This is a genomic window from Legionella saoudiensis (genome assembly GCF_001465875.1).
GTDB lineage: Bacteria > Pseudomonadota > Gammaproteobacteria > Legionellales > Legionellaceae > Legionella > Legionella saoudiensis.
Genome location: NZ_LN901319.1, coordinates 52,427 through 77,155 on the forward strand (window position 1 = coordinate 52,427; position 24,729 = coordinate 77,155).

Consider the following 24,729-nt stretch of genomic DNA (forward strand, 5'->3'; position numbering starts at 1 on the left):
AAAAATTATACATCATACATTCAAGGAAGTTCTGGAAGATCCATCCAATGAGTTACGGCTATGGAGGGATAAGTAGGTCGCTTAAAACTAGACCATGAGTCACTAGATTTACAATATTGGCATATTTCTATTTGAGAATTGGCTATCACAACCAAATAGGTGCCATCATAAGGAGGTGGTGTAGAGACCAGTTTCCAATTCATGGGTCGCTCTCCAATCTATTAAAGTGAGGTTTAACATGTCTCGATAAAACTCAATAGTATATTAATAAATTATAGCCAATAAGTTCTATATTGATGGCCAATCTCCAGTGCTAAAAACTTTAAATTTCTTATATCAATAAAGTACACTCTTATGATAGGTAGGAAATAATAAGCACGCACCTATCATATGATTTAAATTTTACCTTTTGATAGATGACTATCTAAATATCTAGATCTAATTGATATAACCCGAATGTATCAGACAGTTTCAAAACTCAACCATTTTCAAAGACCAGACCCAGATAGGGTACTAAGCGGCCTCTATTTTTTTGCTTTGCAAATACACCCTTCTTGGCCTTATTTCCCCGCGCTTTAGCCCATTAAGAACAACAGAAAATGTCTTAAGCCGGTTGGCTGCTCTATTGCCCCCTATACCCGACAAGCTATTTAATTAAAAAGTTATCTCAGTTAAAATTTTTTCTGAAACCATACGTTCAATTTTATCTTGTGACAAGTTTAAAAATATTCCAGCAGCTTTCTTATACTCTTTGAGTTCATCTGGAGTTAAATTTTCCTTTTCGCTCTTGGGAAAACCATATAAAAAATATGCGCAAGCATTGTATTGATACACTATGATACATCGGTAACCAGATGATTTGCCTTGATTTGGCCGAGCCAATCTTTGTTTGTAAAGCCCGTTTCCTAAATTAGCGTCAATACGACCCTTCTCTAAAGCGGTTACTACTTTAACTAGTGAATTATCCTCAATACCTTCTTTATTAGCAAACCTCGAAAAATTCTTCGTTTTAAATATGCGCAACATTAATTCCTTGACATTATAATTGTACATTATATAGAACCAAGTTCCATAGATCAAGGAAGTGTTGCAAAATTGTAAAGGAAAATTAAAGAATGAACCCCAGCCCTTTATGCTCAACAAGCGAGAGCAATTTTAAGGAGGTTCCTGCGGGTTTTTTAATTCCTCTCTCCCACTGGCTAACCAGATCCTTAGAAACATTTAAATAAGTAGCAAATACCGGCTGACTCACTTGCTCTCTTTCACGCAAAGCCTTTATTTCTTCGGGTAAAAATTGGTGAATTGGAGTTAAACAACTTAAATCAAATTCCCTCATCGTTTTTTTGTCAATTATTCCAGACTCAAACATATCATTCATTGTTTCATGCAAAGCACCTAATGCCTCGCTTTTATAAGCTTTACTTTTGCTCATTTTGATATATCCCTTCTGTGTAGAATAAACCCATAATAAATAAAAACAACACCAAGAGATTAAATTTAATTCACTCGGTGCATTTTAAATTATATAGAGCCAGGTTCTATATATCAAGCCCTAACACAAAAAAATATGACCATAAATAATTTAACACTCCACTCTTCAACAATAGTTGTAGAAAATGATACAAACTTTTGAGTGGAAAAGTTACACTCATAGCCGCCACGGACGGGCTTACAACGGGCCATTTGTACCTTTGTTTTTCATTGAATCGATTACCGTATCAGCGTGTTTTTCGCTCTCATTAAATTCCTTAGGGAGATATTCAAATTGTTTTAATGACAAATTAATTGCATTGAAAATAATATGTTCCTTCTCAAGCGTTATCTTCGGATGATTGATTTTTATTAGACCAAAAGCAGATATGTTTACATCAAAATCTCGAGCATAATGAAAAGGAATATTAGTATAAACAATAATGTTAGGTAAATTGCTCGGATGTTTTTCTATAAGTTTATAATGTTCACCTCGTATTTTTTCCATTTTCTCTTCGTCAGTATAAACATTTAGCTCTGGAAAATTTAAATCGACAAAAATTATGTAGGGTTCTTTCACATCCTTTTCAATTGCGTCTTTTAGCTTGTCATACAAACGAATACTTTTTGATTTTCCTTCGGTTGATCCTAATACATATTTTACATTTCGTGTCTTAGCTTCAACTTGAATAGTTATTCCGGTTTCTTTATGGATAGCTTTACACTCAGGCACTTTCCCTACACCAAGTGTTTCATCAAAGGGCTCTAACTTGAAGCCAGCTCTTATCATAGTTGCTAAAACAAATAACTCGTATCGGGCACCATTAAACCCTTGTTTAGACTTTAATCTTGAAATTAATTTATCAGTGATGTGGCCCTGATTATGTAATATGTATAAATCATATGCCAGATGCAAATAAGCTAGAGCCCTACCATTTAGTTTTCGAGATTCAATCGGCTTATTAGGATCTATCACTTCAAATTTTCCGTCAATTGCCCACGATACAACTATATGTCTTTCTTTTTCCTCACTTTGTAATTCCTTATCAAACCACTCATTCCCCAATGTTGTCCTTAGGTGAGAAGTTAAAAAATCGGCAGGTTCTTCCCAATCTTTTTCTGGGTTATCTGATTGAACAAGAACCCCTCCTAGCACCACAAGTCTTTTTCCCTGAAAAAGACTACTCATAATTTCAGGTGTATAACCGAAGTTGTTATGATGATACTGGGTTGCAATTTTATGCTTTAACTGAAGCTCGCGTACCATTTGTTGTGTTTCTCTGGGCAAATCATTAAAATTAACAGTATTTTTTTTGCCACAACAATTTCTATATTTTTTCCCACTACCACAAACACATTTTCGATGTGGCCTAGTAGTTGATCTCTTATTCATAATTAATCTACAAAAAAATTTTATTATTAAATTCTTTATATAAAGCCATAATTTTCCTATATTCATATACAACCTATCATGCCAGCTAAATCTACATAATTAGATTATTCGATTTCACGAAGTTTTCTCTTTCTAACATAATTGTTAAGCCCGATATGGCTTTTATAACCCAAAAAAGTAGCTATTTTTTTTACTGATAATCCAAGCCTTAAAAGCTCTTTGATTTTCTCCAGGTGTTCATCAAATTTACTTTTCTGTATAGTTCCCTTAGGTTTGCCTAATTTAATCCCCTGTATTTTTTTACTGGCCAATGCTTCTTTAGTTCTTATACTAATAAGATCTCTTTCAAGTTCAGCAAATAGAGAAAACAAAGTAATCATCACCTTTGATGTCATGTCATGTTGTTTAATATCCAAATTTTGCTTGATAGCAATTATCCGAACTTCTTTATTTATAAGCTCATTTACCAAGCCGATTACTTCTGCAGTACTTCGTCCTAAACGACTCAACTCAGTAACTATTAATGTTCCCGCCCCATCCAAAGCCTCAACCATTTCATCGATGCGCCGCTCTTTAATATTTTTTCTACTGGATATCGTCATCTGAATAAAATCATCAATTTCAATTTGATTCTTCTTGGCGAATTCATATATTTCAAGTTTTTGATTATTCAAATCTTGTTTATCAGTTGATGCACGAAGATAAGCAATTATTTTGTTCATAATATGATCATAAATAAGCGAGAAAACACTTAACCCGTTATATAATTATTAATTATACATTTTATATTATTTATATAAAGTAAAATGATGTATTAATTTATATAATAATTAACGTTCGTTAAATGGCATATAACTTGTCTCCTCAGATTTGACTTTGAGACGGGTTCTTGAGAACCCATAATCAAGATTTTATGAGCCCTATTACAATTGTTTAAATGACTCTCTAAAAACGGTCGTTCTTTAAGACACCTAAATCAATAAATAGATTCGCATAGATCTATTGGTCAGAGTCGTAAAATAACTATTTAACGTCTGTTACTTACCTGCCTATTTATTTTATATTTTTTGACAACCTTACCTTCTAAATCTTGACCGCTGGTAAAGCTTTTACGACTACAATTGATTCTTATTTTTATATAGGAAAATTAATTTTGAACCAAAAAAATATGTTTGATTCATTTCTAAGGTGAGTTTATAATTAATGTATGGTGGCCGTACAGACACCCGCATGCTTACATTGCCAATCCCTGTATAGCTTTAATAGTTGTTGATATTTGGTCAAGTGGAATCAGCCAGTAAGCAGGTGACGGTATTTATACTTAGTATAAATTGACACTTGGGTGGTATTGAAACTATTAAAGCACCTTACAATTTCAGATTCTCACAAATACTTATCAGTTCTCTTAAAACCATAGCTCTATTTACAAAAGTGTCAGATTAAATTCCATAACCTTGCGTTGGAAATGCCAATATATTAAAAATCCATAATTTCCTAACATTCCTTTTCTATGCGTTGCTGGTCCCATTTAGGGTATACCTCAAATGGACATGTAAAGTTTAATTTAATATGTTTGCTATAATTAATAATAGTTAATTATGAAGTTAAAACTTACAGATTAAAAAATCACAAGGTATTTCCTTGGGAAACATCATCTTCAAAATTAAACTCATAAATTAAAACAGAGAAATGAATGGATACATTTGACGAGATTTATAAAAAATGGAATCCCCCACCCAAAGACAAACTGTTGTACCAGTACACAAGCGTTGAGGGGCTAAAAAATATTTTACAATATAGGAAGCTCAGGCACACACATTATAAGTATTTTAATGACCCAAGAGAAATACGATACGGAATTAGATTAATTCTAGATGCTTTATACACCTCACATATTCCCTATTTAAAATTAGCTGAAGAGCTTTTTGTAGAGTTTTATGAAAATACTAATATATATGTGTGCTGCTTTTCTGAAGCAAATAACATGGCTCTTTGGAGATATTATGCTTTAAATGGTTCTGGTGTTTGCATCGCATATAATGAGAGCTTTTATAATACTGATAAGGAAGCTTCACTAGAGGATGGCTATCTATGCAAAGTGCATTACGGAAAAAATTGTCTTCCACTTATAGAATCTATTATCAAAAATTTTAGATATAAAGCAAAAGATGCAAAAAACCTCGAAGAATTTAAACCACATCATATTGAGCTTATGAGTAATTTAATTGCTATTTTACCAATGCTAAAAGATGAATCCTTTAGTGATGAACACGAATATCGAATTTTTTATATGGAAGGGGATTTAATGAAAACTCCAACTAATAAATCTTTTTTCTTCGATGACTCAGCAAGAGAATTTTTAACTATTCCTAAAAGTGACTTGCCGTTCATAAGCATAAATTTTAATAAAAAACCCGTACTTACTCCTCACCAATTCGTGCACGAAAATATTAGCCAAATATGGATAGGAGCTTCATGTAATTTTTTAGAAGCGAGAGCATATATAAGAAAATTGTTAACGGAATATGGCTATGATTTAGATAAAGTTGAAATTAAAAAATCAGATCTCCCCATTCGTATTTAAGTTTTTAGCTTATTCGAATAAGAAATTAGATAATTCTTTCTAAAATGGAACCACCCAATAAATAAATTAGCTCTATACATTAAAACGTTAGAACTCCTATTAACTAAACACTAATTAATTGAAACTGATTTTTAAAACCCATTTAACCGCATCAAAGCGACAAATCGAAGCAAAACGATAAGTTTATTAAATCTGTGGTTTTTCTAAACAAGTTTCAAATTTCATTTCAAATAAGTTCAGGCAATTGTTGAGTACGGAAGAATATAAATTTATGATTGAACCACTAATTTGAGTCAATGAAAAATTAATGTTTAACGAACTCACGCTTAACCGTATCCCTATCTGCGAGAATTACGAACCTCTAATAGATATCAAAGATCAACAAGAAATTTGTTATGGCCCTCCTCCAGATAATCCATTAACAAAAAATGATTACACCAAAATGCGAATATCAGTTTATGAAAAACTATGTATTGCTCAAAAAAAACTTCCGAGCAATTGGAAGTTTAAGATATATGAAGCATTACGAAGCCTTAAGGTTCAAAAAATATTATTTGATGAACAATTTATTAGATTGAAAAAACAAAAACCCTATTTATCAGATGAGGAACTTTTTATCCAGGCCAGTCAACTAATTTCGCCTATATGCTCCTACGCCGGCACACCTCTTATCCCTCCACACAGCACAGGAGGTGCAGTTGATTTAGAATTAATTGATACTGATGGAAATTTAATAAACCTCGGGATGGAAATTAAGGACTGGTATAAGGTGGATCCAGATGTTTGCAAAACTAATTCAAAAAATATTTCAGAGGAGGCATTTGAAAATAGAATGATTCTTTTAGAGATAATGATCGATACCGGTTTTATAAATTATCCTAATGAATGGTGGCATTTTTCGTATGGGGATAGATTATGGGCAGCCCTAACAAAACAAAATGAAGCTTTTTATGGAGCTATAGCTGGTTGATTCGGGTTTCAAAATACATCTTTTACTGCAACCTCAAAATGGTAAATTTCTCATTTTAAATGAGCTAAAACAGCGAATTAAGTAACTAGAACAAATGTTAGGTCAAAAAACGTTAGAAAATGAAATACTACGTGAAGCAGTAAAGCTCGTTCGGGAAAAAAATCTCGCGTCAACCCTTGCTCGAAAAAAGAAATTTCAGAATAAGGGCCATAGCGCGCTCTAAATATCTCGTTCTAACCTAAGCTCTATCTGTGTCATTTTGACACAGTTTGATTTAATATCTATACTTTAATTGCGGTCACGTTCTCTCTCTTGAGACACAGGCTGCTGGAGGGCCACTTCGGTGGCCTTCGTCATTTATAAAGCTAGATTGGTGTTGTTCTTGCATAAGTGATGTGGCGTTAGTGCAATAAGGAGCACATATATGGTAAAACAGCTGCAAAATTTATATCCAATACCTCTTCTTTTGGAAAGTTAAAGAACGCTGCTCAACATTGTAAGGGCTGGGATCTATATAAACAGGGTACCCAAACAGTATTTGGCGATGGAAATTCGCATGCACCCTTAATGTTAGTCGGAGAACAACCCGGCAATAAAGAAGATTTAGAGGGTAAGCCTTTCATTGAAATAGCTGCCCTACTCGTCTCTAAAAAAAATCGTATTAAGAAGCTTAAATTTATGGGTTTTCAATTATAGGTACATTTTTTCAGGCTTGGCTTTAAGAGTGACATGAAATAACAATGAGAAACTTTTTCATTGTTACTGGAGCCTGTCTTTGTATCAAAGACAGGACTTGCTCGAAGCATATTGACATTATTTGCTTACCGCAACAATTAGTTACTAAGAATTACCCTAGTTTTCTTTCTCAGTCTTTAATGCTTCTAGGTACATGCACTAGAGAGACTTGAGTATAAATTTATATCTGAAATATGAACTTTAAAATCATGTCATTTAAGCTGAGGGTGTTATATTTATTTATAACCAAAGGCAAGATTAAGAATAAGTTGTACGATCATTAAAATGATTGCAGCTTTAACTGCAATAATCCAACCATCGATTTTAAAACTGGGCAGGATTACTGCTGCTATGCGAAGCATGATCGCATTTAAAACAAATGTAAACAGGCCTAGGGTCAGAATATTAATTGGCAGTGTTAGGATAAAAAGAACTGGTTTGATAATTGCATTTAAAAATCCAATGACTAAACTTGCAATCATAGCAGCTTTAAAATCTTTGAGATGAAAACCCTTCACTAATCTTGAAGTAACAAGTAGGGCAATTGCAGAGAAAATCCAAAGCAAAATAATATTTAAAATAATAGACTCCTATGTAACTTTTCCTTAGTAGAAACCTGTGTATTTTGCAACCAGTCTTGAAAAATACATAACTATTTCTCTATACCATAGTGTAGTATAAAAAATAATTTTAATAAAATTACATAAGGGATTAGGGAGTGGACTTAAAATTAGATATTTCAACAATATTAATTTGCTCATTCAACCCAAAGGGAGTTTTACTCAATCCTAATCTAATTCAATTTCCTTATTAGGGGTGATAAGGAACAAAAATTACAGTTTTGCTCTTGAGGTAATTTGATTTACCTTTGTATCAAACCCTGCCAAAGTTTGTTAAAGTTGAGAAGGTGTTGGTGGTGCACAAAAGCGACTACCTATGCATATTGTTGATGAATACTGCTTTACTGAACCTTTTTATTCGAAGCTTATCGCACAGCCAAAATCATCGATGAAACTATCCTGTAACTATTTAAGAGCAAAACCGCTCTGTAAATGATAAATAAAAAAATAATAATTAAATTTATTGACTCGCTTGCAAGTACCACTTGCTTCTCCATAAAGCCTAACATACGTATAGCTCAGAGTAAGGATCAATCGTTATTTTAACCCCTCCTCCAAAATCTATAAGATAAGTTTGCTCTAAGTCCCTGTGGATACGGATAAAGAAAATTTGATGAGATCAGCTAGCGATTTTGAATTAGTTTTTTTCATCACCTTAGCCCGATGCGCTTCGACGGTAGAAGGAGCAATATTAAGCTCCAGAGCAATCTGTTTATTTGGTATGCCCTTTAGAACCCTTTTATAGACTTGCACTTCACGTGTTGTTAATTTTTCAAAGTTCGTAATAAGACCCTTTGAATTAAAATGCCAAGAATCTTTATTCTTTTGTATGCATTTTTGAACTGCTTCCAGTAAATATTGATAATTTATTGGTTTCTCAAGAAAATCTTCGGCTCCGGCTTTCATAGCTCTTACGGCCATAGGAACATCACCATCAGCAGTAATAATTATGGAAGGAAGATAAATATTTCTCTCCTTGAGTTTATCTAATAACTCTAATCCACTCATTAAAGGGAAGTGTACATCCAAAATTAAGCATCCTGGTTGGTCGTTATATTCCTTTAAAAAAGCAAGCGGGCAAATATAACATTGAACAGGCAGTTGGACTGAGTTAAATAAGTCCTGTAAAGAGAGACAATTTTCAAGATTTCTATCAAGTATAAAAACCGTAGTATCGCTTGCATTCAAAGTAAGTTGATCCATCACTATCACTCTAAATAATTGATTACGATGAAGATATCGTAGATCAGATTTAATTTCAATTACTTTCATCCAGGCTGTTTGTGCTGGCCTCTGGCTGAGGGTTAAGAAGACATTAGCATTAATACCTTTTTTAGAATGGACATTTTTTTCACGGCGCAGTCTAATTTCTAAAGCTTTTTTTAACTTTAAAAATGGCACCTGATTGAGAAGTTAAATTGACCTATTAAGGAAATGCTCATTTTGAAGTAGTTAGAGCATTATCGAAAATCCGCCACTCACATACATTTTAAAATTTCCTAAATTGTGCTGCAGTTGATGGGCCCAACTAATATAAATTATAAAATTCTTGCGTAATTCAAAAAGAGCCCCTGCATCATAATTGATTCCCCATTCTTCTGAAGCGCTAATCTTACTTTGCGCATACAATTCATGATATAAAGAGATTTTTTCCGTAGGATTATAGGCTAGGGTAACAATAGGATTAAAACTATAAAAAGTTCGTCCTTTAAAACCTGCGGGATCACCACTATGACTTACACCCAACATGGTACTTAATGTTAGCTTTTTGGTGATAAGAGAAGTAATTATAGCCTTAATATTTTCTCCCCAAGCTGCTGTACCATAATAATAACTCCCACTTGGAAGATCGACCACTTCCTCTAAAGCAAAAAGCCAATTTTCTTGGTAAGAGAACGAGTGTTTTAAACCTAACGAGGTTATGGAAACACCACGATGCGGAAAGCGAGTCTGCTTTATATAATTCGGTGGAAGAACAAATAGTTCATTATTTGAAGGTAAGCCAATACGTAGAATCGCATTGGGATAATTTTTTTGAGTGCCTGAAGAATCGTATAAATTTTGATAAATATAATTAGATTCTATAATTATTTTTTTAAAAGGGACGGCACATGCGCTATCTATTTTACTTGGACTATTGGTAAGATCCAGAAGCGTAGTACAATCTGCTCTGATAGTACTTGAATAAATAAGTAAAAGAACAACAAAAATTCTGTTCATTAATAAAAAAATATGAGAAATAATATAATTAGTTATAACGACTAACTAGAAAAAAGTCACCTCATTTAAGCGTTAGATGAACACCTAAACTTTTCTGTAATTTTGGACTTGCGCTGTTCTATTCTATTGGTACCTCCCTGAATATTTTACAGGAGGAAAAGCGTTTCTGAATTAATCCTTATCAGCGCATTGGTGACAGATTTTCTTATATCTCTGCTCTAATTCTTCCAGCTCTTTGTCTGACAATGAGGCTAAGTCAATTGATAAATTATCGGCGCGTGGATGCGATTTAATTAACTCGTCCAATTTTAAATTTATAATTTTAGTATCTCTGTTTTGAGGTATTTTGAATCAAAAATACCATTAAAAAAGTTACAATTGTTGTACCTGTATTAATTAAAAGCTGCCAGGTGTCAGAATAGTTAAAAATAGGGCCAGTTACTAACCATACAACAATTAGCAAAAAAGCCATTAAAAAAGAACCCGCTCTCCCACTCCACTCTGAAACCCATTGTGCAAATTGCGAAAATAACTTTTGATTACCTGGATGCTCTTCCATATAGATTCTTTTAATATTTTATAGCATACAAAATATATAGCTTATACCGCTAATTCTACAACAAAGTTGAAAAGAGTTATTAATACTCTTTAGTAAAAAATTGTGACCCTTCAGAAGCCCTCAAGCTGACCAAGCTTTTACAAATACCAGCAAATGCAACTACGTAAGCGAATAAAGTAAGTTCCTTACAAATTTTTGATTTCATCTAATCCAATTTGTCTATAATTACCATGAAGGGCCTACTTCTTGTTCAGGAAAATCGGCGTATTTTAATTGGCACTTAGCAATGCCTATATGCCGATTCATATAGGGAGTTCAAAATGAATCTTACTTTAATTGTGTTAATCATTCTTCTACTTGCTGTCTTACCTACCTGGCCTTACAGCAGCGGGTGGGGATATTATCCCAGTGGTGGAGTGGGGCTATTATTAATTGTGTTGATCATTGTGTTACTCACACGAGGTGGTCCTTAACCGATGGAGACAAAAATATAAATGTTCGACAATAGGTATATCTTTTTGCGATTGCAGTAAATAGTAACTAGACCTACTTTCAATTATTTTCACAATTTATCTAAGTTCTATATGCTCCTTTCGCTTAAAAGATTTAGCAAGTACTAATGAGGATTTTAAACTCTAAGGAAGATTAAATGAAAAAACTTATTGGAGGTATGCTACTTACTTTATCTTTTTCCTCTGTTTTTGCGGAACGTGTTATTAATACGCAAAACAACAACGGGAAAAATGTTCCCAGTACAGTAGAAGAATAAAATAAAACTAATACCACATCAAAAGGATATCTAATGCCAGAGGGCAATTATTATTATACATTCTCTGGATATCGATGTCTTATGAATAAAACCGAAGGCGGTGGCGAAGAACCTCTGGTACTCAAACCAGTAAATACAGGAGAAAAAGAAATTTATTGCTATAAGGAAAATTAATCTATCATGCCTCACCCAAGCATAAAACCAGTGGATGGCTTTGTGATGAAAATCGTTTGATGAACCAAATAGATTCACTTAAGAGCCAGTGAGAGCAAGGAATCGACCAATAAAGGAGTGAGTTATGGACGCACATAAAGACATGCATATTACTACCGAAGTATTTAAAACTCCAGAAGCTGCTGAAAAAGCATATAAAGAAGCTCTGGATGCAGGCTACTCTCCTCAAGATATCACCGTAATGATGTCCGAGGATTCCAGAAATAAATATTATAATTCCATTCTGGTTAAGGAAGGCTCTAAAGCCTCAGAGGGATTGGCTGTTGGAGGAACCACCGGAGCCGCCTTAGGTGGAATTGTGGGAGCACTAGCCGCCTTAGGTACAAGTCTTTTAATACCAGGATTAGGTCTTGTAGTGGCTGGCCCTATTGCAGCAGGTTTGGCCGGTGCTGGTGCTGGAGGCATCACTGGAGGCTTAGTAGGTTCCCTTATTGGCTGGGGAATTTCTGAAGATAAGGCTAAAGTGATTGAAACAGAAATTCAATCCGGAGGAATTGTTTTAGGTGTTAATGAAACCTTACCTAATAAGGATTTGTCTACACGTTGGGAAAAATACCATAATTCTTAATAGCCAAATGCTACCAGTTTCTAGAAACTGGTAGCATTAAGCAACTTCTTTAAGCTTAATATCATTAATTTTTTGTAAAACCACTTCTATAGTTTGCACTGAAAAATTTCTCCCAGCGAGAAATCTGCATACATCATTAGGCTTTTTATTTGCATTTATAAGTAAATGTCGATGAACTTCATCTAATGCTCTAAATCGTTCTTCTAATAAGGAACTAATTGCCTCCTCTATCAAATCATATTTTATTCCTTTTTGTTCTAAAATCCGCTTAATAAATCGATCGCCTTTATGTGAGTAATGATTCGCTACATTAATTGCGAATTGTCTTTCATTGAGGATTTGAAGTTCCTTAAGACGAGTAATTACAGAATTTATTCCCTTATCTAAGTCAGGTACGCTTCTAAATTCCAACTCCAATTTATTTCTCAATTCTTTTTCACTGTAATTTCGTTCAGATAAATACATGATTGCTGCATCAATCAAGGAAGTCATAGAATCTCCTTTCGCAGGGAGTAATTTTCATAAGTTTTTAATATAGTATTGATTTTTAAAACTTCAATCGTAAAGACATTCAGTTCCAAGGGTCTAATTTGTTACCAACCTCCTAGTGAAAAGAGTGTCACAATAAAAATTGTGAGTGCTACACTTAAGCTGAGCCAAAAGATTACTCAATGAAGGAGTATTGATGGAAAAAGAAGAGGTAATATTGGATGAGTTCTTTAAATACTGTGAAGAACAAAAAAACAACCCTGATAGGAATGCTTATTTACCTTTGTATGTAACATTTGCTGAACTAAAAACACAACAGGGTCTCTATTACGGACTTACTCAATTCGAGCTAAATGCATTACTAAAAAAACTATTATCCAACTAATAAGATATTTGTTAATAATAAATGCATATCTCTTAAAAGTTGAGCGCATTTTTCAATGGATATTATGGGATAACTTTAGAATTGAAACGGATGCCGTTCTTTTCAACACATGCTGGTACTTCACTTAGCTAGCCTTATCCAATATTAATAACAGTGACCGCTTCTAATAAAGAAGCAATTATATTCTCCAACTAACTAGCCTTTAACATTTCTAGGATCATGGCCATGGCTGTCTTTAGATTCTATTCTTCCATTTTTATTATGGATTATAAGTTCTGAATGTTCTTCTATGCTTAAGGAGCGAGCTTTTGAAACTGCCTCCTGTTTTGTTTTCAGGTGTGCAATAATCTGAGATGAGCCAGCTTTTTTTATATCCCAACCTCCCTTCGCATTAGGCAGGACATGATGTTCATTACGCATGCGCTTCTCCTCATATCGTATCCTTTTAAAGTATAGCAAAAGTACAAAAATATCTTTCATGGAACCTGGATTCCCTAGCTGAATAATTCAATCTTACTTGGAGCCATATCTTTTATCCTGTTACTTTCTGCTAAACTGTGAACTAATGAGGCTAACGCAGAAAACCCTTACTTGCGTTCCTACATTTAATACTTCCTAAATAGGAGCACTTTTATGGATAAATCTGCTTCAGAATTCATCCCCAATACCTCCTCTTTAGCAAAACTGAAAGAGGCAGCCCTGCATTGTAAAGGCTGTGATTTATATAAACACGCCACCCAAACAGTCTTTGGCGATGGAAATCCGCATGCACCCTTAATGTTAGTCGGAGAGCAACCCGGCAATAAAGAAGATCTAGAGGGCAAGCCTTTTGTCGGTGCTGCCGGTCTTTTATTACATCAGTTAGTGGAGGAGCTCGACCTGGATGAAGACCTACTCTATTACACCAATAGCGTGAAACATTTTAAATTCCAACAAATAGGAAATAGACGCCAGCATCGTTCTCCCTCTGAGCCCGAAATACGAGCGTGTCATCCTTGGATAATCTCTGAATTAAAAATAGTTCAACCTAAAGTAGTGCTTTGTCTAGGAGCCACCGCTGCAAAATCATTAATTAATCCCAACTTTCACTTACAAAAGGAACGAGGCCATTTGATACAAGAGCCTTCTTATCAAATCATGGCAACTTATCATCCTTCAGCAATTTTGCGAGCTAAAATGTTTCACAAAGACAAGGAAATTCGTGCCACACTAAAAGAAGATCTCTTACTGGCTTATGAAACAGCCCATTAGCTTTATGCTTGGAAGTAAAATACAGAATAATTATAGAGGTTAACCGTTATAAGCATAATGTAATTAACTAATTTTCATAGGTACGTTTCTAAAACATATAAAAGTCCTTTTTTATTAATCGCTTAGCCACTTCCAACCATTTAAAGAGCAGAAATAACTTCCCTAGGAGCTACGAATGCAGCTTGAGTTAGTTAGACAGGCCTTAAGCTAGCTCCTAGAATTAAATGAACAAGAACTCACAAATAAGAGCTTGGATTAAACTCCATCCAGATTTGCCCAGGATGAGGCAGATAAAAGGGGTGGAATCAATTCCACATCAAAACTGCACGAATACAAAGGAATGATTTATGGGCCTTAGTCAATATCATAAAAAAAGAGACTTCTCGAAAACATCCGAGCCTAAAGGAAAAGTCAGTAAAGAGCATCCCCATCTTTTTATAATCCAAAAGCATGCAGCCAGTCACCTTCATTACGATTTTCGCATCGAGCTCCATGGTGTCCTAAAAAGTTGGGCCGTTCCTAAAGGACCGTCCCTCGATCCGAAAGTAAAACGCTTAGCCATGCATGTTGAGGACCATCCCATTCAATACGGCAGTTTCGAAGGCATTATCCCTAAGGGACAGTATGGAGGGGGTACGGTCATGTTATGGGACAAAGGAACTTGGGAGCCCCTAGATGAAAAACCCTATGAGGCTTATGAAAAGGGCCATTTACGTTTCCTACTGCATGCAGAAAAGCTCAACGGTCGATGGGATTTGATTCGATTTAAAGATGAAAAGCATTGGTTTTTAATCAAATTTGATGACGAATTTGCCCAAAGCCAAGAGGAATATGACATTACCGAAATCCTCGGGCGAAGTGTTATTTCGGGCTACACCATGGATGAAATTGCTACCCATTATGATCGCATCTGGAGTTCTTCTGGAGAACAAAAAGTAAAACCTAAAAGAAAGCGTAAAGAGCCAGCCATCAAAAAGCCTACGATTACTTTACCTAAAGGGTTAACGCAAAGCGAATTCCCCGGATTTATTCCACCCCAGCTTGCTACGTTAGTAGATAAGCCGCCTGTCGGTGGACAATGGCTACACGAAATTAAATTTGATGGATATCGCATCCTGGCTTATAAAAATGGTTCTGAAGTAACGTTAAAATCACGAAATAATAATTCCTGGACCAATGAATTCCCATCCATCGTGGAGGCAGTAAGTCGTTTACCGTTTAAGCAAGTACTCTTGGATGGCGAGGTGGTCGTTTTGGATAAGGAAGGACGCTCTGATTTTCAATTACTGCAAAATTCCTTAAAAAATAACACGCAGAGCCCCTTGGTCTATTTTCTCTTCGATCTGTTGTATTTTGAGGGTTATGACCTAAGGGAATTACCATTACTTGAACGAAAAGCGATTTTAAGTAATTTGCTGTCGGTAAATATCCCGGTTTTACATTACAGTGATCACATTATTAAAGAAGGCGATGAGCTCTATCACTATTCGTGCAGCCATGCCTTGGAAGGAATCATTTCCAAACTCGCGACAGCCCCTTACCTCTCCAAACGAAGTAAAAGCTGGTTAAAAATCAAGTGCCTGAAAAGACAAGAGTTCGTTATTGGGGGCTATACCTTGCCCAAAGGAAGCCGCGCACATTTTGGCTCCCTTTTTTTAGGGGCTTATAATAAGGACGGCACCCTGGATTTCACCGGAAATGTAGGAACAGGCTTTACTGAAAAATCCTTAAAAGAAATCAACACCCTCTTGCAAGAAAATAAAGCCACCAAAAACCCCTTTAATTGCAAACCACCAGGCTTTACGACCGCTCATTGGCTAAAACCAACCCTGGTATGCGAAGTAGAATTTACCGAATGGACCAACGATGGCCACATTCGCCATCCAAGTTTTAAAGGTATACGCTTAGACAAGAAAGCCACTGAGGTTAAACGTGAGGTAGAGACTCCATTAGACGAGATAAAGAAGGAAAAAGCACCTTTAAAAAAAGCCGAATCTCCTTTTATAATTACCAACCCAGATAAAGTTCTTTATCCCGAAGATAAAATTACCAAAAAAGATCTGCTGACTTATTATGAAACAGTCAGTGATTATATTTTGCCTTATATTTCGTTAAGGCCTTTGACCTTAGTACGCTGCCCATCTCAACACACTAAATGCTTTTATCAGCGTCATTTTAATGAATCTACTCCGGACGCATTAATGCCCTTTGAAGATCCAAGCGATGAAGAGCATGAGCGCTATATTTACTTGAATAATCGGGAAGGACTGTTAAGTTTAGTACAAATGGGTGTATTAGAAATTCATCCCTGGGGTAGTCGCATTGATCACATCGAACAACCCGACACACTGGTGATTGACTTAGACCCAGCCCCCGATGTTCCCTGGAGCAAAGTGGTATCCGCCGCTCTTGAAGTACGCGAGCATTTAGGTCAATACCAACTGCAGTCTTTTGTCAAAAGCACTGGAGGTAAAGGGCTCCATGTCGTAATCCCTATTATTCCAGAATACGATTGGGACACCATTAAAGAATTCACTCATGTTTTTGTGAAGTTTTTAGAAAAATTAAAGCCTAATGAATACATCAGCACCATGACTAAATCCAAACGCACAGGGAAAATATTCATCGATTATTTAAGAAATCAACGAACGGCTACTGCGATTGGCGCCTATTCGACCCGTGCTAGACCTCATGCCCCAGTGAGTACACCGCTTGCCTGGGATGAGTTAAGCAAAAACATTAAAGAAAACAGCTATACGATTAAAACGTTACCCAAGCGGCTTGAGCAACTGACCGAAGATCCCTGGAAGGATTTTTGGCTCGTGAAACAATCTTTACGCTTGGATCAGCTTTAGGTGGTATCTATTATTAAGAGAGTAACTCTTCGTACTTAGGGAGGTATCATGGCGAAATCAATTTGGAAAGGCGACATTTCTTTTGGGCTGGTGTCTATCCCTGTTTCTTTAGTTTCGGTTGAAGAAAATAATGATTTAAAATTTCATCTGTTGGATTCCAAAACCAACTCCCGAGTGCGTTATCAACGAGTTAATGAAGATACGGGCAAAGAAGTGCCTTGGGAACATATCGTTAAAGGCTGGGAATATGAAAAAGGTAGCTACATTATTGTGGATGAAAGCGCGTTCCAAAAAGCAAGCCCTGAGGTGTTTAAATCCATTAATATTGATGAGTTTGTGGATTTAAAAGAAATAGATAATCTCTATTATTCAAAGCCCTACTACCTACAACCGGAAAGCAAAAACAAAAAAGCCTATGTGCTGTTGCGCGAAGCCCTTAAAAATACCAATAAAGTAGGGGTCGCTAAAGTAATTATTCGCACGAAAGAGTCCTTGAGCCTTATTATTCCGCATGAGCACGCCCTACTCTTATATTTAATCCACTTTGCCGATGAAATTCGTGAGGAAGATGAAGTCAATGTGCCTCGTGATGAACTCAAAACCTATAAAGTCGCCGACAAGGAAATGAAAATGGCTGAAGCATTAATCAAAGACATGACCAACGCCTGGAAGCCTGAAAAATACCACAATGAATATCGGGAAACGATGCAAAAATGGTTAGACAAGGAAACCGAAAAACTTAAAAAGTCCGGCAAAAAAGTGTCAAAAGCAACTCCTCAAAGCAAGGATTCGGTAGTGGACTTTATCTCATTGCTTAAAGACAGTATGAAAAAGAAAAAGAGTAAATCTACCGACTCCAAACCAAAACAGAAAAGGAACGAAGGCTAATTGGGTGAGGATGTTTTTAAAAATCGACAACTTTTAGGCCCTTCCGGTAGATCACAAATTGACCAAATGGATTGATTTTAATATAATCACTCATTCTTTAGTCACCACGAGGTCCGAATGGAATACGGAAATGCGATTATAACCCCCTATCCAATCTCACCGGGAAGTAATCATCTGTTCACCCAAAAAGAGCATGCACTTTTAGGAATAAGCCCATTTAACAGTTATTTCTCTGAAGAAATGATTGTCCAATGGATTCAATGGGCAAAAAATACCTTTTCCTCTTTTCAAATTTTTATTCCAGACAAGCTACCCCTATATACCTTTCTTGCCTTGGGTTATGACGAATCAAAGGCGCGAACTAAAGCCAAACGGCAAGCGGCGTATTTGAAAAATAAAATACAGCGGGCCTTAGATCACTGTGCACTAAAAAACGCAAACTCTCAATTAATTATTGATATGAACGTTTTAGAAAATAACTCGATGTTCCTTGAATTAAGAGCGCACTGCTATTCGTTGTATCAAACAGATGCAGCCTTTCGGCGGGAGTGCGACCAATGCACTGGCTGGGTTTTGAATGGGCATACTATTAAAGACCTTCAGCAGTCCAACCACAACATCGCGGTACACTACATTCTTAACGAAATGCCACTATTTATGGATACCCCATCCATTCTGGGCGTGAAGTCCTCTCTGTTTGTCTATCATCAAACACCCGAATTCATAAACTTTCTCTATACTAATTCTATAAGCAGTGAACTTATTGCCTCAAATCAAGGATTTATTGAATTATCTGTTCAAAAACAGGGTGCAATAACGGACGGAGTGCTGTTTTACGATGAGTTTAGACAATGAAGCACTGTACTTAATTATTGATACCATTGATGCCAGTATTTTCTGGAAGGATCTCAATGGACGATACTTAGGCTGCAATCACTACATGGTGCAGATGAGTGGCTTTAAGGATCGAGCAGACATTATTGGCAAAACAGACCGCGAAATGCCTTGGTGGCAAATCGCAGAAAAATTAGAAACAATTGATCGCAGCGTGTTAAAAAATGGCCTTTTTGAAGGGGAAGAGTCGCCGTTAACTGCCTCATCAAAAAGGGTATTCCATACCAAAAAAACCATCTTGTACGATAAAAATAAGAATGTCTTAGGCATTATTGGCATATCCATTGACATCACTGAGCGCAAAAAAGCAGAGCTGCAACTCAAGAAGAAACAAAAGCAACTAACCAAAGAAAAAGATAAAGCCCTTGCAGCAAACCGCGCTAAAACAGAATTCCTTGCCAACATGCGCCATGACATCCGCACCCCACTTTCAGGTATTGTTGGATTCTCCGAAATTTTGAAATCAGAATCCAATGAGCCACGAATCAAGGAATATGCCGATAACCTGGTGGCATCAAGCCACGCACTCCTGCATCTGCTGGATGAAGTATTGGATGCGGTAAAAATTGGCTCAGGGAAAATCCCAAAGCTTAAACGCAAATTCAATCTCATCGACACGCTGGAACAGGTCGCAGCCCTTTATTATGCCAAAGCACACGAAAAACAACTCGACCTTTCCCTTTCTATTGATAAAAAAGTTCCTCGATACGTTATTGGGGATAAAATAAGAGTGCATCGTATTGCCTTAGAGCTCATCGGCAATGCGCTTAACTTTACGAATCAGGGATTTGTGCACGTCAGGGTAGATCTTGCAAAAAAAGAACATCGTCACCTGGTAATCCGCATCAACGTAGTGGACTCAGGAATTGGTATTCCAGAGGACAAGCAACAAGAAATATACCTGCAATTCAAGCGATTAACTCCTTCGTATCAAGGGATATACAAAGGCTCAGGACTTGGGCTTTATGTAGTGAAGCAATTTATGGAGGAACTGGAAGGTGAAATTTACGTGGACAGCGAACCGCAAAAAGGAACAACCTTTACCTGCCTCATTCCCTTGCAAGAGCCGCTTTTAAATGATGAATCCGGGGTAGATCGGAACGAACGATTAATTCCTCAGCCCCCAAATACATCTTCCTTATCCCAATTAAGCACGCCAATCATGCCGGATGCGGAACTGGTAACAAAAAATAAGGTGCTGGTTGTAGAAGACAACTTCATTGCACAAACGGTGGCTAAAAGCCTGCTTCACACATTAAATTGCCAGGTCGATGTGGCAACCAATGGACTTGATGCCATTAGCCGCTGCAAAAACACCACTTATGATTTAATTTTTATGGACATTGGCCTAGGCGATGGCATGGATGGTTATGAGGTAACCCAATTCATCCGCAGCCAAATAAGCCCATCTCATCACATCCCAATTATCGCCCTTACGGCGCATGGAGCCGATGAAAGCAAACAACGCTGCATCGAATCAGGAATGGATGCCGTATTAACGAAACCGCTCACTAAAAATAATGCAGCGGAACTCATTAGTTCATTCATCCCATCCCCACTCGAAAAAGCACCAGCAGTTCCCACTGCAACTGCCCGCCGCGAGCTACCGGATAATGAGGAGGAGCTGTTTCATTTAAATCAATTCTCGCTACTTGATGAGGCCGAAGCAATACGCAATTGTGGTTCCATAGACACGGTAAAAAAGCTGTTGCAGCTTTTGACTCAAGAGCTTCCTGAGGATTTAATTCACATGAAAAGCGCTTTTGCACAGCAGAATTACCCGCTCATTGAGAACATAGCGCATAAAATTAAAGGCGGTGCGATGTATCTGGGAGCCCATCGAATGAAATACGCGTGCCAATATGTAGAGCGCTATTGGAAATCAGGGGGACGCACCTTATTTCCCGATCTCTATCAACAGGCCATTTCCGTCATTGAGGAAACCCTCATTTATGTCAAAGGGTGGTTGCGCACTCATTAAACGTGGTCAAGAATAAAATCATCATCATGGACTACTTAATCAGCGTATCCCTCAGCTTCCAAGAGCAGCTTAACCCTATACTCTTCCCGTTCTTTAGGCTACGTAACGCACTTCAACAAATGTTTTTCAATTTAATTTTTATATAACAACGGGTTATATTTTGAGCCCATCCTAAGACCTGTTTTGGGTAGTTTTTTTTGATGACTGATAGGGTATCCATCAGTATAATGCGCGCTTTTCATTCACAGATCCCGTTTTATTTACAAATTTTTTAATGTCATCAAACAAGGAAAAGGATAATGACAAATACTACGCCTCAAACACCCTCCGCAATTAATCCCCAAACCTCCAAAGCTGAACAAATTAAAACCCATGAGCGTTTAATTGAATTACAACAAGCCCTTGACGAGGCGCTGGATGCATTTTCGCGAGATCACAGCCAGCTTACACAAATGGCAACTTATTGGGGCAAGCAACCCCTTTGGTGGCGAATTAGCCTGGGCGTTACGATCATTGTTCCCTTAATACTCTTTAGTATGGTTATGCAGCTTGCGGTTTTACTTACCATTAGTTTATTCATTTCGGCAATTTATATTATTGGCAATCATTTACTTGTCTCGCACCATCAGCACGCCTTATTAAATATACAAAAATTCAAAAACATTGTTATAAGCCTTAATAGCCTTCAATCATCCATGATTGAACTAACCCATGAATTACACGAACAGCTCAAACAAGAACTAGAACAAGTCGGTGCTGAAAACATGAAATTAACCGATAATGTTTCTCGCCTAACCGAGGAGCTCCTTACCCTATCCTTAACCCTCGAACAATTAAAAATAACGGAAGCGCAACAAAAGAAATTAGTTCACCACTTGGAAACAAACGTAGAACAACTCATGACCGCATCTGAGGCGCAATCGAATGTGTATGAACAAACCCATACTCAATTAGAGACAGTTCGCAAAGAGTACGAACAAACCCAAACTCTATTGTTAGGACATATTGAGCGAATCGGCACGTTAGAATCCCAGATGGAATCTGAGCGAATGAGGACCCAAAACACAATCCAAATACTGAAGAACACCCTGGGCAAATTCACAGGCATGATGCTTCTTAGTGAAGAGCAACGCATGGTATTTGAGAAAAAAATGACTGATTTTATTGAAAATAATCACCTACGATTTAAAAACTTAGTTGAGGTTCTTTCGCAAACAACGACCCAAATTTCTGAGACAACGGAGCGTTATACGGAAGCAACCACCGAGTTTCATCAATTATTAAACCAACAAAAGCAACTCTTCAATCAATTAGAATCAGTCGTAGAGCGAATCGATGAACCTGAAACGCCAATACCCCCGGTAATACCATGCACACCGTCCCAAACACGATTTGGTTTATTTTCTGAAAAAGAATCAGTGGACCCCCTACCTAAAAAAGAACCTAAGCAAGTATCTGAAATTAAAGTCTTTTAAACAGAATATTAATTACTTACGCTGAAAAAACCTATAGACCGCGTGTATTGGTAGCGCATTAGCTCGAAGGGGTATTTTAACCAAGCTCAACTATCTTTAGAATGAAATAACGGTTTGATTTTCGTGCTTGTGCACAGCGCCAATACACCTTAAGGCCAGAAGGTCTTAAGGCTGACGTCCTGTCAACTGACGCTGCGCCAAACGATTTCATTATAGGAAAACTATTTGAATTAGCCAGCCGCAAAGTGGCTTATTTGCATGTAAGATATTTCTTATTCATGAGTCGAGGATGCATCGTGTATTTTCGACTTCCATCTACACCCCTCTTGGAAATTACCCATTCAAGTGGATATAGGCAAGCCATTCAATCTATAGAATCCTTCTATCCTTTTTAATAGTCTATTATTAACTAACCATCCATAATAAGGGAATAATTATGGCCAAATCCATTTGGAAAGGTGAAATCTCCTTCGGTCTTGTTTCCATCCCTGTGTCTCTGGTGTCTGTAGAAGAAAGCAATGTCGGGGAAGAAAATACCCTCTACAGCAACCCAGAGCAAAGAGTCTGTGGTTGACTTCATCTCCTTGCTGAAAGAAAGCATGAAAAAAAAGAGCGACCGTGCCGCAAAGAAAACCAAGTCGACAAGCCGTACGAAACAAACACAGAATAAAAAAGAGGCCTAATCGGGCGAGGATGTTTAATTAATGGCCAACAACTCTCCATTTCAGGACCTTTATGCTATCATGAGCAAGACCTAATTTTGACTAAAAATGACCCAAATTAACTTGACGCACTACCTCGCCTTATTGTTGTAATGAAAACATATAACTTATCAGTTACAGAGCTTGCGCTTCCCTCTCCCCGAGAAGGAAGTATTGATACCTATTCTGGTTTTAACCTAACCTCCAAACTCGCCATTAAAGCGCATCAAAGCCTTCAGTACAAACAACTTAAATTGCATGACAACTATACACCTGAAGTCAATGTCGTTCATCAGCTTGCTTATAAGGAGTATTTTTTTAATATTTCAGGGCGAATGGATGGTATTTACCAAGAGGCCCCCCTAAGAATTGAAGAAATTAAAACTGCTTTCGACCCTCAAAAACTAATCGACGTGCTTGCAGACAACTATTACACCCATCCGTACTGGCTGCAATTACAAATCTATGGCTATATTCATTGGTTAAAAACCAAGGCCATTCCCAAATTAAATTTGGTAATAGTTTCTTTACGCAATAAAAAAACCTACCCCTTAGTTTTAGAATTCTATCAAGATCATTTTGATGAATGGTTAAATCGTCGCTTAGAAGAGCTTGTACTCGAAATCAAAGAATCAAAAAAGCGCATTAAACATCGAAAACATCACTGCAGCCAACTGAGTTTTCCTTTTCCCAAACCACGCCCTCATCAAAAAGAATTAATGGAATTTGTTGAGTCCTCCATGAAGCACAAAAGGCCCATGCTGATTCAAGCCCCTACTGGGTTAGGCAAGTCGATGGCTATTTTGTATCCCACACTCAAGGAATCATTAAGCCGTGGACAAAAAACGCTCTATTTAACTCCTAAGAACAGTCAACACCATATTGCTTTAAATGCCGTTCATTTGCTTCAAGAAAAAGGTTCTGCATGTTCTTCGCTAATGCTTACCGCTAAAAAAAAATTATGCATGAAAAGTGAACCTATTTGTACGAGCAAACAATGTGAATTTGCGGAAAATCATTACACGAAATGCAGTAGTAATGACTTATTAAAGAAGCTTCAAAAAAAACAGAACTTAGATGCCGCGGTGTTTCGAGAGCTCGCCATAACCTATCAAGTATGTCCCTACGAGTTGCAGATGCAGAGCGTTGCCTTTGCCGATGTGGTTATTGGCGATTACAACTATGTGTTCTCTTCCACGAATACACCGGGGCAAGTAGTCAGTATGAAACTGGGCGAACACGAGAAACCGAATTTAGTCATTGATGAGGTGCACAATTTACCAAGCCGGGGCATGGATTATTTTTCCCCTGCCTTGGAAGTCGCCTTTTTTGAGCGCTATTTAGACGCACTCGATAGATACCCTCACCCCTTTCAGAAAAAACTGACGAAGGTAATTCATCAATGCATCTCAATCATTGATGATTGTGCGCTCCCCAACGTCTATGAGCCACACATCACCCAAGCCCCAGAAGAAGCATTTAAAAAGCAGGAAGAAAAATTAAATCAATTACTTACTGATTATTTAGAATCAGATTTAACCATCGAAAGCGACGATCCCATTTTAAAATTGTTTAATTACTGGTCCGACTTTACCGCAGCACTGGAGTTTGTAAGTCAATCAGAGAGGAATTTTTTATTTCATTCCACCCCAAACATCATGCCTTAAAAATTAATTGCATTAAAACGA

Annotated in this window: 26 protein-coding genes and 1 pseudogene; 15 read left to right on the plus strand and 12 right to left on the minus strand. The window is 36.9% G+C overall.

Going from position 1 to position 24,729, the window contains the following annotated elements; translation table 11 throughout:
* Positions 1 to 20: 20 nt before the first annotated feature.
* The 5 genes from BN3124_RS16935 to BN3124_RS00820 all read right to left on the minus strand — a co-directional run bounded on the left by BN3124_RS16935 (position 21) and on the right by BN3124_RS00820 (position 3,585).
* On the minus strand, positions 21 to 203 hold the full coding sequence (locus BN3124_RS16935; RefSeq protein WP_149865165.1) for a DUF551 domain-containing protein: 183 nt from the start codon (positions 201 to 203) through the stop codon (positions 21 to 23).
* Between the two features lie 451 nt (positions 204 to 654).
* On the minus strand, positions 655 to 1,026 hold the full coding sequence (locus tag BN3124_RS00805; protein WP_058532976.1) for a type II toxin-antitoxin system RelE/ParE family toxin: 372 nt from the start codon (positions 1,024 to 1,026) through the stop codon (positions 655 to 657).
* Positions 1,027 to 1,108: 82 nt separating this feature from the next.
* Positions 1,109 to 1,432: a helix-turn-helix domain-containing protein gene (locus BN3124_RS00810; RefSeq protein WP_058532977.1), complete on the minus strand. Its 324-nt coding sequence runs from the start codon at positions 1,430 to 1,432 to the stop codon at positions 1,109 to 1,111.
* A gap of 237 nt (positions 1,433 to 1,669) precedes the next feature.
* Positions 1,670 to 2,929, minus strand: a complete 1,260-nt coding sequence (locus BN3124_RS00815) for a YecA family protein (RefSeq protein WP_058532978.1) — start codon at positions 2,927 to 2,929, stop codon at positions 1,670 to 1,672.
* A gap of 38 nt (positions 2,930 to 2,967) precedes the next feature.
* Positions 2,968 to 3,585: a recombinase family protein gene (locus tag BN3124_RS00820; RefSeq protein WP_058532979.1), complete on the minus strand. Its 618-nt coding sequence runs from the start codon at positions 3,583 to 3,585 to the stop codon at positions 2,968 to 2,970.
* Between the two features lie 971 nt (positions 3,586 to 4,556).
* Here BN3124_RS00820 and BN3124_RS00825 point away from each other — a divergent pair.
* Both BN3124_RS00825 and BN3124_RS00830 read left to right on the plus strand, forming a co-directional pair.
* Positions 4,557 to 5,447, plus strand: coding sequence for a DUF2971 domain-containing protein (locus BN3124_RS00825; RefSeq protein WP_058532980.1), 891 nt, complete (start codon positions 4,557 to 4,559; stop codon positions 5,445 to 5,447).
* A gap of 307 nt (positions 5,448 to 5,754) precedes the next feature.
* A complete protein-coding gene (locus BN3124_RS00830) occupies positions 5,755 to 6,417 on the plus strand; it encodes a M15 family metallopeptidase (protein ID WP_058532981.1) in 663 nt (220 codons plus the stop codon).
* Between the two features lie 971 nt (positions 6,418 to 7,388).
* Here BN3124_RS00830 and BN3124_RS00835 read toward each other — a convergent pair.
* The gene (locus BN3124_RS00835) at positions 7,389 to 7,718 is read right to left on the minus strand and encodes a phage holin family protein (RefSeq protein WP_269057616.1); all 330 of its coding nucleotides are present in this window, start codon (positions 7,716 to 7,718) and stop codon (positions 7,389 to 7,391) included.
* A 337-nt stretch (positions 7,719 to 8,055) separates the two neighbouring features.
* Between BN3124_RS00835 and BN3124_RS17245 the strand changes: the two are divergent.
* Positions 8,056 to 8,160 (plus strand): annotated as a pseudogene (locus BN3124_RS17245) (F-box protein); the annotation flags it as partial.
* A 191-nt stretch (positions 8,161 to 8,351) separates the two neighbouring features.
* On the opposite strand, the gene BN3124_RS00840 reads toward BN3124_RS17245, so the two are convergent.
* The 4 genes from BN3124_RS00840 to BN3124_RS17255 all read right to left on the minus strand — a co-directional run bounded on the left by BN3124_RS00840 (position 8,352) and on the right by BN3124_RS17255 (position 10,551).
* On the minus strand, positions 8,352 to 9,173 hold the full coding sequence (locus BN3124_RS00840) for a response regulator transcription factor (RefSeq protein ID WP_230849028.1): 822 nt from the start codon (positions 9,171 to 9,173) through the stop codon (positions 8,352 to 8,354).
* Between the two features lie 51 nt (positions 9,174 to 9,224).
* Positions 9,225 to 9,992, minus strand: coding sequence for a transporter (locus BN3124_RS00845; protein ID WP_058532983.1), 768 nt, complete (start codon positions 9,990 to 9,992; stop codon positions 9,225 to 9,227).
* A 171-nt stretch (positions 9,993 to 10,163) separates the two neighbouring features.
* A complete protein-coding gene (locus tag BN3124_RS17250) occupies positions 10,164 to 10,298 on the minus strand; it encodes a low affinity iron permease family protein (protein WP_230849030.1) in 135 nt (44 codons plus the stop codon).
* 16 nt (positions 10,299 to 10,314) lie between these two features.
* Positions 10,315 to 10,551 carry a low affinity iron permease family protein gene (locus BN3124_RS17255; protein WP_230849031.1) on the minus strand — a complete coding sequence of 79 codons (237 nt, stop codon included), beginning with the start codon at positions 10,549 to 10,551 and terminating at the stop codon, positions 10,315 to 10,317.
* A 320-nt stretch (positions 10,552 to 10,871) separates the two neighbouring features.
* Between BN3124_RS17255 and BN3124_RS16595 the strand changes: the two genes are divergently transcribed.
* From BN3124_RS16595 to BN3124_RS00855, 3 genes are all read left to right on the plus strand, one after another.
* Positions 10,872 to 11,024, plus strand: a complete 153-nt coding sequence (locus BN3124_RS16595; RefSeq protein WP_078061438.1) for a DUF3309 family protein — start codon at positions 10,872 to 10,874, stop codon at positions 11,022 to 11,024.
* Positions 11,025 to 11,353: 329 nt separating this feature from the next.
* Positions 11,354 to 11,494: a hypothetical protein gene (locus BN3124_RS17050; RefSeq protein WP_155522657.1), complete on the plus strand. Its 141-nt coding sequence runs from the start codon at positions 11,354 to 11,356 to the stop codon at positions 11,492 to 11,494.
* A 124-nt stretch (positions 11,495 to 11,618) separates the two neighbouring features.
* The gene (locus tag BN3124_RS00855) at positions 11,619 to 12,122 is read left to right on the plus strand and encodes a hypothetical protein (protein ID WP_058532984.1); all 504 of its coding nucleotides are present in this window, start codon (positions 11,619 to 11,621) and stop codon (positions 12,120 to 12,122) included.
* Positions 12,123 to 12,158: 36 nt separating this feature from the next.
* On the opposite strand, the gene BN3124_RS00860 is transcribed toward BN3124_RS00855, so the two are convergent.
* Positions 12,159 to 12,614 carry a regulatory protein RecX gene (locus tag BN3124_RS00860; protein ID WP_058532985.1) on the minus strand — a complete coding sequence of 152 codons (456 nt, stop codon included), beginning with the start codon at positions 12,612 to 12,614 and terminating at the stop codon, positions 12,159 to 12,161.
* A 193-nt stretch (positions 12,615 to 12,807) separates the two neighbouring features.
* Here BN3124_RS00860 and BN3124_RS00865 point away from each other — a divergent pair, with 193 nt between their 5' ends.
* On the plus strand, positions 12,808 to 12,996 hold the full coding sequence (locus tag BN3124_RS00865; protein WP_058532986.1) for a hypothetical protein: 189 nt from the start codon (positions 12,808 to 12,810) through the stop codon (positions 12,994 to 12,996).
* A 195-nt stretch (positions 12,997 to 13,191) separates the two neighbouring features.
* On the opposite strand, the gene BN3124_RS00870 is transcribed toward BN3124_RS00865, so the two are convergent.
* Positions 13,192 to 13,476 (minus strand): DUF2188 domain-containing protein, encoded by a 285-nt coding sequence (locus BN3124_RS00870; protein WP_230849032.1) that lies wholly within the window; start codon positions 13,474 to 13,476, stop codon positions 13,192 to 13,194.
* A 153-nt stretch (positions 13,477 to 13,629) separates the two neighbouring features.
* On the opposite strand from BN3124_RS00870, the gene BN3124_RS00875 reads away from it, so the two are divergent.
* The 8 genes from BN3124_RS00875 (at position 13,630) to BN3124_RS00905 (ending at position 24,708) form a co-directional block, all read left to right on the plus strand.
* The gene (locus BN3124_RS00875) at positions 13,630 to 14,247 is read left to right on the plus strand and encodes a UdgX family uracil-DNA binding protein (RefSeq protein WP_058532988.1); all 618 of its coding nucleotides are present in this window, start codon (positions 13,630 to 13,632) and stop codon (positions 14,245 to 14,247) included.
* A gap of 347 nt (positions 14,248 to 14,594) precedes the next feature.
* Positions 14,595 to 17,102 (plus strand): DNA ligase D, encoded by a 2,508-nt coding sequence (ligD, locus tag BN3124_RS00880; protein ID WP_058532989.1) that lies wholly within the window; start codon positions 14,595 to 14,597, stop codon positions 17,100 to 17,102.
* 48 nt (positions 17,103 to 17,150) lie between these two features.
* Positions 17,151 to 17,990, plus strand: coding sequence for a non-homologous end joining protein Ku (gene ku / locus BN3124_RS00885; RefSeq protein ID WP_058532936.1), 840 nt, complete (start codon positions 17,151 to 17,153; stop codon positions 17,988 to 17,990).
* 117 nt (positions 17,991 to 18,107) lie between these two features.
* Positions 18,108 to 18,845: a tRNA-dependent cyclodipeptide synthase gene (locus tag BN3124_RS00890; protein WP_058532937.1), complete on the plus strand. Its 738-nt coding sequence runs from the start codon at positions 18,108 to 18,110 to the stop codon at positions 18,843 to 18,845.
* Positions 18,829 to 20,865, plus strand: a complete 2,037-nt coding sequence (locus BN3124_RS00895; RefSeq protein WP_058532938.1) for an ATP-binding protein — start codon at positions 18,829 to 18,831, stop codon at positions 20,863 to 20,865. The genes BN3124_RS00890 and BN3124_RS00895 overlap by 17 nt, the downstream gene beginning before the upstream one ends.
* Positions 20,866 to 21,164: 299 nt before the next feature.
* Positions 21,165 to 22,340: a hypothetical protein gene (locus BN3124_RS00900; RefSeq protein WP_058532939.1), complete on the plus strand. Its 1,176-nt coding sequence runs from the start codon at positions 21,165 to 21,167 to the stop codon at positions 22,338 to 22,340.
* A 518-nt stretch (positions 22,341 to 22,858) separates the two neighbouring features.
* Complete coding sequence (locus tag BN3124_RS17135) at positions 22,859 to 23,023, plus strand: hypothetical protein (protein ID WP_196398883.1); 165 nt, start codon at positions 22,859 to 22,861, stop codon at positions 23,021 to 23,023.
* A 131-nt stretch (positions 23,024 to 23,154) separates the two neighbouring features.
* A complete protein-coding gene (locus BN3124_RS00905; protein WP_058532990.1) occupies positions 23,155 to 24,708 on the plus strand; it encodes a DEAD/DEAH box helicase family protein in 1,554 nt (517 codons plus the stop codon).
* Positions 24,709 to 24,729: the final 21 nt, after the last annotated feature.

Bases quoted from the DNA above. Each gene is read 5' to 3' on its own strand.
- BN3124_RS16935 (WP_149865165.1), bottom strand. From the start codon at position 203: ATGAATTGGAAACTGGTCTCTACACCACCTCCTTATGATGGCACCTAT.
- BN3124_RS00860 (WP_058532985.1), bottom strand. From the start codon at position 12,614: ATGACTTCCTTGATTGATGCAGCAATCATGTATTTATCTGAACGAAAT.
- BN3124_RS00855 (WP_058532984.1), top strand. From the start codon at position 11,619: ATGGACGCACATAAAGACATGCATATTACTACCGAAGTATTTAAAACT.
- BN3124_RS00900 (WP_058532939.1), top strand. From the start codon at position 21,165: ATGACAAATACTACGCCTCAAACACCCTCCGCAATTAATCCCCAAACC.
- BN3124_RS00905 (WP_058532990.1), top strand. From the start codon at position 23,155: ATGAAAACATATAACTTATCAGTTACAGAGCTTGCGCTTCCCTCTCCC.
- BN3124_RS00875 (WP_058532988.1), top strand. From the start codon at position 13,630: ATGGATAAATCTGCTTCAGAATTCATCCCCAATACCTCCTCTTTAGCA.
- BN3124_RS17050 (WP_155522657.1), top strand. From the start codon at position 11,354: ATGCCAGAGGGCAATTATTATTATACATTCTCTGGATATCGATGTCTT.
- BN3124_RS00820 (WP_058532979.1), bottom strand. From the start codon at position 3,585: ATGAACAAAATAATTGCTTATCTTCGTGCATCAACTGATAAACAAGAT.
- BN3124_RS00890 (WP_058532937.1), top strand. From the start codon at position 18,108: ATGGAATACGGAAATGCGATTATAACCCCCTATCCAATCTCACCGGGA.
- BN3124_RS00810 (WP_058532977.1), bottom strand. From the start codon at position 1,432: ATGAGCAAAAGTAAAGCTTATAAAAGCGAGGCATTAGGTGCTTTGCAT.
- BN3124_RS00865 (WP_058532986.1), top strand. From the start codon at position 12,808: ATGGAAAAAGAAGAGGTAATATTGGATGAGTTCTTTAAATACTGTGAA.
- BN3124_RS00805 (WP_058532976.1), bottom strand. From the start codon at position 1,026: ATGTTGCGCATATTTAAAACGAAGAATTTTTCGAGGTTTGCTAATAAA.
- BN3124_RS00825 (WP_058532980.1), top strand. From the start codon at position 4,557: ATGGATACATTTGACGAGATTTATAAAAAATGGAATCCCCCACCCAAA.
- ligD (WP_058532989.1), top strand. From the start codon at position 14,595: ATGGGCCTTAGTCAATATCATAAAAAAAGAGACTTCTCGAAAACATCC.
- BN3124_RS16595 (WP_078061438.1), top strand. From the start codon at position 10,872: ATGAATCTTACTTTAATTGTGTTAATCATTCTTCTACTTGCTGTCTTA.
- BN3124_RS00895 (WP_058532938.1), top strand. From the start codon at position 18,829: ATGAGTTTAGACAATGAAGCACTGTACTTAATTATTGATACCATTGAT.
- BN3124_RS17135 (WP_196398883.1), top strand. From the start codon at position 22,859: ATGTCGGGGAAGAAAATACCCTCTACAGCAACCCAGAGCAAAGAGTCT.
- BN3124_RS00870 (WP_230849032.1), bottom strand. From the start codon at position 13,476: ATGAAAGATATTTTTGTACTTTTGCTATACTTTAAAAGGATACGATAT.
- ku (WP_058532936.1), top strand. From the start codon at position 17,151: ATGGCGAAATCAATTTGGAAAGGCGACATTTCTTTTGGGCTGGTGTCT.
- BN3124_RS00830 (WP_058532981.1), top strand. From the start codon at position 5,755: ATGTTTAACGAACTCACGCTTAACCGTATCCCTATCTGCGAGAATTAC.
- BN3124_RS00845 (WP_058532983.1), bottom strand. From the start codon at position 9,992: ATGAACAGAATTTTTGTTGTTCTTTTACTTATTTATTCAAGTACTATC.
- BN3124_RS00815 (WP_058532978.1), bottom strand. From the start codon at position 2,929: ATGAATATAGGAAAATTATGGCTTTATATAAAGAATTTAATAATAAAA.
- BN3124_RS17255 (WP_230849031.1), bottom strand. From the start codon at position 10,551: ATGGAAGAGCATCCAGGTAATCAAAAGTTATTTTCGCAATTTGCACAA.